Genomic DNA, 7222 nt, shown 5'->3' with positions numbered 1-7222 from the left:
TGCCCCACCAACGCCGCCGCGTCCAACAACTCACGATCGATCCGGCTCTCACCCTGCACACCAAAATTCTCCCAGCCGGGCACCGCCCGGCTGGGAGAATCCACAGGATTGTTCAGCAGACTCCTAGCCGAGCGTCGTCCCGGACGCGCCGTCGCCGGCGGACACGACCGGTCCCGGCTCGAAGCGCTGCACACGCATCTGCAGGCGCCCGCAGGCACAGCGGGTGTAGGTCACCACGCCCTCGGAGGTCAGGTGCCGCGACAGCACCTCGTACACATCGGACTCAGGCCAGCCACAGCGTGGGCATTCCACCGCGCATCCCCAGGGACGACGTCTGTAAGGGTTATAACTAAGATATCATTTACCGCACGGTGGCGGGACCGGAGGGCGGGGTAATGCGCATCACTGGTTACAAGAGTCACGGGGTGGCCGCGGCCGCCGCGCTGGTCAACGCCGTGACGAGCGTCGGCGGGGACGACTCCCCCGCCGCGCTGCGCCGCGTGCTGCGGGACAACGAGTTCTTCTGGCACGAGTTCGAGGACGCGGACGCCGACGAGCTGCGGGAGTGGGGGCGGACGCTGCGGGGCTTCTTCGAGGCGCCCGGCCTGGAGGAGGCGATGGCCCTGCTGAACGGGCTCATGCTGGAGATCCCCATGCACCCGCACCTCGCCGACCACGAGCCGCACGGGCTGCACATGCACTACGCGCCGCCCTCCTCCCGGCTGGTGGAGCGGTTCCGCGCGACCACGCTGATGAAGCTCGCCGAGCTGATCGTGGAGCACGGCCTCGGCAGGACGGGCGTGTGCGCCGCGGAGGGCTGCGACCGCGTGTACGCCGACACCTCCCGCGCGGGGCGGCGCCGGTTCTGCTCGGAGACCTGCGCGAACCGGACGAACGTCGCCGCGTTCCGGGCCCGCCGCCGCGAGTGACCTGCCCCGATATGGGGGAATGACACCCCGCATGTCGCTCGCGTTCTTCCGCCGCCGATCCGGCCGTGACGACCGCGCGGGCCGCTCGCCACTGCGCGTGGCGACCGAGGTGCAGTCCACGGTGTTCAGGATCGCCCGCCTGACGATCACGGCCGTGCTGTCGTTCGTGCTGGCGCTCGTGCTCCTGCCGGCCGGCGGGCCGGAGCCGCTGCTGGCGCCGCTGACCGCGCTGCTCGTCGTCCAGTCCTCCGTCTACCAGACGATCCGGGCGAGCATCCTGCGCGTCGCCGCGGTCACCTCGGGGGTCCTGGTCGCGGTCCTGGCCGCGAGCACCATCGGGTTCTCCTGGTGGACGCTCGGACTGGCGATCCTCAGCGCGCTGACCATCGGGCACGTGCTGCGGCTGGGCGAGCACGTGCTGGAGGCGCCCATCTCCGCGATGCTGATCTTCGCGCTCGGCTCGGCGAGCGAGGCGGGAGCGGAGGACCGCGTGCTGGAGACGCTGATCGGCGCCGCCACCGGGCTCGCGGCCACGCTGCTGGTGCCGACGGTCCGCGTCCGGCCGGCCGAGGAGGCCGTCCAGGACGTGGCGGAGAAGCTGCGGGAGCTGCTCACCGGGATCGCGGACGGGCTGCGCGGCGAGCGCACCCCGGGCGAGGCGGCCCGCTGGCAGGAGGATGCCGAGCGGCTGGCGCGGGAGATCGGCCGGACCGACCGGGACCTCGCGGCCGCCGAGGAGAGCGTCCGGCTCAACCCCCGGACCCGGGCGCGGCGGCTCATCGACGCCGGCGTGGCGCTGCGCAACGCCATGGAGACGATGGAGCACTTCACCCTGTCGCTGCGCGGGCTCACCCGGTCCCTCGCCGACGACGAGCGCCTCGGCGACCGGGGCCGGCTGCTGACCGACCCCGAGCTGCGCCGCGAGCTGGGCGACGCACTGGCCGGGATCGCCGCGAGCATCTCGGCCTACGGGCGGCTGGCCCGCGCGGACCTGGCCCGCGACGCCCGGCCGTTCCTCGCCGAGCACGAGCTGGAGACGCGGGTGGACGTGGCCCGCGAGCGCCGCGCCCGGCTCACCCGCAGGCTGCACGAGCGCGCCGCGGCCGGCGACCTGTGGCCGCTGTACGGGGAGGTGTCGATGGACATCGACCGGCTCATCGAGAACCTGCGCGTTGAGCACCGGGCCCGCGCCCGCGAGCACTGGCGGCGGCACCGCGGCGCCGCGCGGCACCTGCCGCCGCGGCCGGTCCGGGCCGTCCAGCAGGCCGGGCACACGCTGCGCAAGGCGGCCGGGTCGGCCGCCTCCGCGGCGGAGCGCAACGCCCGCGAGTCCGGGGAGCGGTACCACCGTCCCTGACGAGGACGCGGACCCGCCCCTGGGGGGAGGGGGCGGGCCCGCGTTCGGATGGGGTCAGCGTGCGGAGGGAGTCAGCGGAAGGTCGGCTCCAGGACGTCGACGCCACGCGTGTTGTCGGCGACATAGACGTACTTGCCGTGCCAGTACGGCTGCCAGGACGCGGCGTCGGCCGGCCGGTAGTAGGCGACCTGCCTCGGGTTCGTCGGGTCCCGGACGTCCAGGAAGCGGGTGCCCTGCGAGTAGAACGACTGGACGACGATGCCGTCGCGGACGTCGAAGTAGTGCGCGGAGCAGTCGGTGCTCTCGGGGTCACTGCCCTCCTTGCCTGCGACGCCCCACGTCCCGACGGTGTGCAGGCGGAACGGCTTCTCCGGCGTGGACCGCCAGCCCTGCCCGCCGTAGGAGCCCTCCAGCGACGCGATGACGAGCAGGCCGTCGTTCGCGCAGCCGTCGTTGAACGTCTCCTCGGTGACGTACAGCAGCTTGCCGTTGCCCCACCTGCGCGGGTCGGCGGCCTGGTTCTTCGTCCGGCCGACCGCACGGTAGCTGTTGTGCATGAACGCGGAGTTGGTGGTGGCCTCGTCGAGGCCGCCGCCCGCGTACGGGACGGGGTCGACCGCGGTGGCCCTGCGCCACTTCTTCTCGACCGGGTCGTAGTGGCGGCCGGTGGTGTGGTAGCCGCGCACGCCGCCGCGCCCGGACGCCCAGGCGACGCCGTCGGAGTCGACCTGGATGTCGTGCGTGTAGTCGGTCTTGCCGTCGTTGCGGCCCGTGTCGATCGGCTTCCTGTGCACCTTCGGCTTCGCCGGGTTGCGGACGTCGGTGACCCAGACCGGCCTGCCGCCCCAGTCCTCGGGCATCCAGTCGGCCTTCGCGGGGCCGCCCGTCCACAGGTACTTGCAGTCGTTGACGCAGGTCGTGGTGTGCCCGGCGGGGACCTTCACGTAGGTGATCTGCCGGAGGCTCTCCGGCTTGGAGGCGTCCACGACGTAGATGCCCGACTCGCCGGTCTGGGTGTTGCCGCCGAAGGCACGCGGGTCCCGGGAGAGGTAAATGATCTTGCGCTTGGGGTCGAAGTCGGTGTCCTCGGTCTCCCACATGCCGGGCATGTTCAGCTGCCCGACCAGCTTGGGGACCTTGGGGTCGGCGGTGATGTCGTAGGCCTTCAGCCCGAACTCGCCGGTCGCGTACATGATCGTCCGCTTGTGGCGGCCGTGGCCGTAGTCCATGAACATCAGCGAGATGGCGCCCTTGGCGTCCGACACCCCGCCGACGCGCCGCACGCCCTTGGTCGCCTCGGACTTCTTCACGGCGGCGGGGTCGGCCCGGTGGTAGTGCCCGGCGTGGCCCCCGCCCGTACCCTCGCCCTCGGCGGCGGCCTTGGTGGTCTGCTGGTTCTCCGGCTCGGGCGGGCACGCCCAGGCGGAGCCCGCCATGAGCGCCACGGCGGCCGCGACGGCGGCGCCGCCCCGCAGCGCGCGCCCGGCGGGAAGGGATGTGCGAGGGAGCATCGCGCCTCCACGGAACGGATCTTCGCAAGCGCCAGTGTGACCGGGACACCGGACGTGATCAACAATTCCCGGGTCACGAAATGGACTCAGGACCATCAGGAGTGGTCGGACCTGACATCCTGGTCCCGATCGTCCCGTCCGCGTCCGCTCCGGCTCCCGGGAGAGGCCGTTGAAGAGCTCCACCCGCACCGCCGCCCTGATCATCGGGGCCGTGGCGGTGCTGCTGGCCCCGGTCGCGGCCTTCACCGCCTGGAGCGAGCCGGACGACCCGCGGATCTCGGTCGGCGCGCCCGCTCCGGCCACGCTGCTGCCGGGCGACGTCAGCGACACGGCGGGCCGGATGATCGCGAACGCGGTGTGGAGGGGCCTCGTCTCCTACGACCACGACACGGGCGCGTCCGTGAACGCCGCGGCCGAGACGGTCACCAGCGAGGACCGGCGGGTCTGGACGGTCCGGGTGCGCGAGGGCGAGACCTTCCAGGACGGGACGCCCGTCACCGCCCGCTCGTTCACCGGCGCGTGGACGGCCGTGCTGCGCGAGGGCTGGGCCGGGTCGCGCCTGTTCACCGACGTCGCCCGCGTCAAGGGCGCCCGGAAGGGCGAGGACAAGGTGTCCGGTTTGAAGGTCGAGGACGACCTGACCTTCACGGTGACCCTCGACCGTCCGCTGGGCAGGTTCCCCTCCATGCTCGGCGACCCGGCGTTCTTCCCGCTGCCCGAGAGCGTCCTGAAGTCGCGGGACTGGACGTCCTACGGCCGCGCCCCCGTGGGCAACGGCCCCTTCCGGGTGGCGTCGCGGAGCACGCGGGAGATCGTCCTGAAGCGGCGGTCGGGCCGCGGCCGGGCCGTCGTGGTCAAGGCGATGCCGGACGCGAAGCGCCAGTACGAGGCCGCCGGCGGCGGCGACCTGGACGTCGCCACGCTGGTGCCGCCGAACCGGCACGAGTCGATGGAGGCCGACTTCGGCGACCGGCACCGTGCCGTCCCCGGGCGGGACGTGACCTACCTGGCCTTTCCCGGCGGGGAGGAGCGCCTCGCGTCCCCCACCGTCCGGCAGGCCCTGTCGATGGCGATCGACCGGTCCGCCGTGACCGAGGGGCCGCTCGGCCACCAGTACTCCCCCGCCGACTCGCTCGTCGCGCCGGGCATCCGGCCCGGCCACCGCGAGGGGCAGTGCCGCCTCTGCGTGCACGACTCCAAGGCCGCGGTCGCCGCGCTCGCCGACGCGGGCGGGCTCACGGGCCCGCTGAACCTCTGGTACGAGGCGGGCCGCGGCGACGACGCGTGGGTGCGGGCCGTCGCCGGTCAGCTCCGCAAGGAACTGAAGCTCGACGCCCGCCCGCGCGCCGTGGCCGACCTTCGCAAGGCCGTGGACGACCATGAGGTCGACGGCCCGTTCGTCGTGCACACCACGGCCGCCTACCCGGCCCCGGTCGCCGCGCTCGCGCCGCTCCTGGAGGCGGGAACCGGCTTCGACGACGACTACACGACCGGCCTGGTCGACGACGCCCAACGGGCGGTCACCGCGGGTGACAGCGTGATCCCGGCCCGGCTCGCCGAGACCGCCATGCTGCGCGACATGCCCGCGATGCCGCTGTGGTCCGCCCATGACCACCTGGTGTGGTCGGAGCGCATCCGCGGGGTCACCGCGAGCGCCTTCACCGGGCTGCGCCTGGAGCGCCTCACCATTCCGGAGTGACGCGCGCCTCGCTTCCGCCAACTTTCGAACGAGACTCCGAAATCCTTATGCTGCGGGCATGCAGCAGGACGACGAGACAGGCCGGGTGACCCTGGCCCAAGTGGCGGATCAGGCCGGCGTCTCCATTTCGACGGTTTCGAAAGTTCTCAACGGACGCGAGGACGTGGCGAGCAAGACCCGGCTGCGCGTGGAGCAGCTGCTGGAGCACCACGGCTACCGGCGCGGGTCCCGGGCCGCCACCGAGGCGCCGCTCATCGAGATCGTCCTGCACGAGATCGAGAGCCTCTGGACGATGGAGCTGATCCGCGGCGTGGAGAGCGTCGCGACGGCCAACGGCGCCAGCCTGGTCCTGACCGAGAGCGGCACCCGGCACTCCCCCGGGCCCGAATGGATCGGCGGGGTGCTGCGGCGCCGGCCGCTCGGCGTCATCCTGCTGTTCTCCAGCCTGCCGCCGGCGCACAAGAAGCGGCTGCGGTCCCGCTCGATCCCGTTCGTCATCATCGACCCGGCCGGCGACCCGGACCCGGACGTCCCGTCGGTGGGCTCGGCCAACTGGTCCGGCGGGCTGGCGGCGACCCGGCACCTCATCGACCAGGGCCACCGGCGGATCGCGATCATCACCGGCCCGGCGGACATGCTGTGCTCCGTCGCGCGCCTGGACGGGTTCCGGTCCGCGATGAGCATGGCCGGGCTGGACGTCGAGCCGACCTTCGTGACCTACGGGGACTTCCACGTCCAGGGCGGCTTCGAGCGGGCGATGGAGCTGCTCGGCCGGCCCGACCGGCCCACGGCGATCTTCGCGGGGAGCGACCTGCAGGCGCTCGGCGTGCTGGAGGCCGCGCGGGTCCACGGCCTGCGGGTCCCGGACGACCTGTCGGTCGTCGGCTACGACGACGTCGCGGTCGCCCCCTGGGCGAGCCCCGCCCTCACCACCGTCCTGCAGCCGCTGCGGCAGATGGCCGAGTCCGCCGCCCAGATGCTCCTGAGCATCCGGGCGGGCGAGCCCGTCGCCACCCGGATGGAGCTGTCGACCAGCCTGGTCGTCCGCAAGAGCACCGCGCCGCCGCCCCCGGAGGACGGGAAGGACGAGGACGGCCCCCGGGGGGAGCGGGACGCGGCTCCGGAGTTGAATCTATAGACCAGTCGGTCTAGTCTCGTCCCATGACACCCCGGGGCGAGACACGAGAGCGCGTGCTGCGGACGGCCGCGGACCTCTTCCAGCGGCAGGGCTACCACGGCACCGGGCTCAACCAGGTGCTCGCGGAGAGCGGGGCGCCGAAGGGCTCGCTGTACTTCCACTTCCCGGACGGGAAGGAGCAGTTGGCGTCCGAGTCGGTGGCGCTGTCCGGCCGCGCCGTGGGCGAGGCGCTCACCGAGGCCGTCCTCGCCGCACCCGACGCGCGGGCCGGGCTGGCGGCGATGGGCGAGCACTTCGCGCGGAGCCTGCGCGAGTCCGGTTACAGCAAGGGCTGCCCGGTCGCGACCGTGGCGCTGGAGACGGCCGCCGAGAGCGAGACCATCCGGGCGGCCTGCGACGACGTCTACGCCGGGTGGCAGCGGGGCATCGCGGCGGCCCTGCGGGGATGGGGCGTGCAGGACGAGCGCGCCGAACCGCTGGCCGCGCTCGTCCTGTCGTCCCTGCAGGGCGCCGTCATGCTCGCCCGCGTCCAGCGGGACGCGTCGGTCATCCACCGCGTGACCACCCAACTCGCCGACCTGATCTGAG

7 protein-coding genes are annotated in these 7222 nt (G+C 73.1%); 5 read left to right on the top strand and 2 right to left on the bottom strand.

The window, feature by feature from the left end; translation table 11 throughout:
- Positions 1–123: 123 nt before the first annotated feature.
- Positions 124–276 carry a hypothetical protein gene (locus ABGB11_RS35025; RefSeq protein ID WP_347639776.1) on the bottom strand — a complete coding sequence of 51 codons (153 nt, stop codon included), beginning with the start codon at positions 274–276 and terminating at the stop codon, positions 124–126.
- A 119-nt stretch (positions 277–395) separates the two neighbouring features.
- Between ABGB11_RS35025 and ABGB11_RS35020 the strand changes: the two genes are divergently transcribed.
- Together ABGB11_RS35020 and ABGB11_RS35015 are read left to right on the top strand one after the other, a co-directional pair.
- Positions 396–929 (top strand): CGNR zinc finger domain-containing protein, encoded by a 534-nt coding sequence (locus ABGB11_RS35020; protein ID WP_347639775.1) that lies wholly within the window; start codon positions 396–398, stop codon positions 927–929.
- Between the two features lie 31 nt (positions 930–960).
- Positions 961–2286, top strand: a complete 1326-nt coding sequence (locus ABGB11_RS35015) for an aromatic acid exporter family protein (protein WP_347639774.1) — start codon at positions 961–963, stop codon at positions 2284–2286.
- Positions 2287–2357: 71 nt separating this feature from the next.
- Here ABGB11_RS35015 and ABGB11_RS35010 read toward each other — a convergent pair whose 3' ends face one another.
- Positions 2358–3797, bottom strand: coding sequence for a hypothetical protein (locus ABGB11_RS35010; RefSeq protein WP_347639773.1), 1440 nt, complete (start codon positions 3795–3797; stop codon positions 2358–2360).
- A 169-nt stretch (positions 3798–3966) separates the two neighbouring features.
- Here ABGB11_RS35010 and ABGB11_RS35005 point away from each other — a divergent pair, with 169 nt between their 5' ends.
- The 3 genes from ABGB11_RS35005 to ABGB11_RS34995 are packed head-to-tail and all read left to right on the top strand — an operon-like array spanning position 3967 to position 7221.
- Positions 3967–5496, top strand: a complete 1530-nt coding sequence (locus tag ABGB11_RS35005; RefSeq protein ID WP_347639772.1) for an ABC transporter substrate-binding protein — start codon at positions 3967–3969, stop codon at positions 5494–5496.
- A 58-nt stretch (positions 5497–5554) separates the two neighbouring features.
- A complete protein-coding gene (locus tag ABGB11_RS35000; protein WP_347639771.1) occupies positions 5555–6634 on the top strand; it encodes a LacI family DNA-binding transcriptional regulator in 1080 nt (359 codons plus the stop codon).
- Between the two features lie 23 nt (positions 6635–6657).
- Positions 6658–7221 carry a TetR/AcrR family transcriptional regulator gene (locus tag ABGB11_RS34995; protein WP_347639770.1) on the top strand — a complete coding sequence of 188 codons (564 nt, stop codon included), beginning with the start codon at positions 6658–6660 and terminating at the stop codon, positions 7219–7221.
- Position 7222: the final 1 nt, after the last annotated feature.

Origin of the sequence: Actinomadura sp. B10D3, from assembly GCF_039871695.1 — a bacterium.
Taxonomy (GTDB): domain Bacteria; phylum Actinomycetota; class Actinomycetes; order Streptosporangiales; family Streptosporangiaceae; genus Spirillospora; species Spirillospora madurae.
The sequence above is the reverse complement of the archived record's forward strand: the minus strand, read 5'-3'. Positions and strand labels throughout refer to the sequence as shown.

Coding starts and splice junctions, on each gene's coding strand:
- ABGB11_RS35010 (WP_347639773.1), bottom strand. CDS start 3,797: ATGCTCCCTCGCACATCCCTTCCCGCCGGGCGCGCGCTGCGGGGCGGC.
- ABGB11_RS35015 (WP_347639774.1), top strand. CDS start 961: ATGTCGCTCGCGTTCTTCCGCCGCCGATCCGGCCGTGACGACCGCGCG.
- ABGB11_RS35020 (WP_347639775.1), top strand. CDS start 396: ATGCGCATCACTGGTTACAAGAGTCACGGGGTGGCCGCGGCCGCCGCG.
- ABGB11_RS35000 (WP_347639771.1), top strand. CDS start 5,555: ATGCAGCAGGACGACGAGACAGGCCGGGTGACCCTGGCCCAAGTGGCG.
- ABGB11_RS34995 (WP_347639770.1), top strand. CDS start 6,658: ATGACACCCCGGGGCGAGACACGAGAGCGCGTGCTGCGGACGGCCGCG.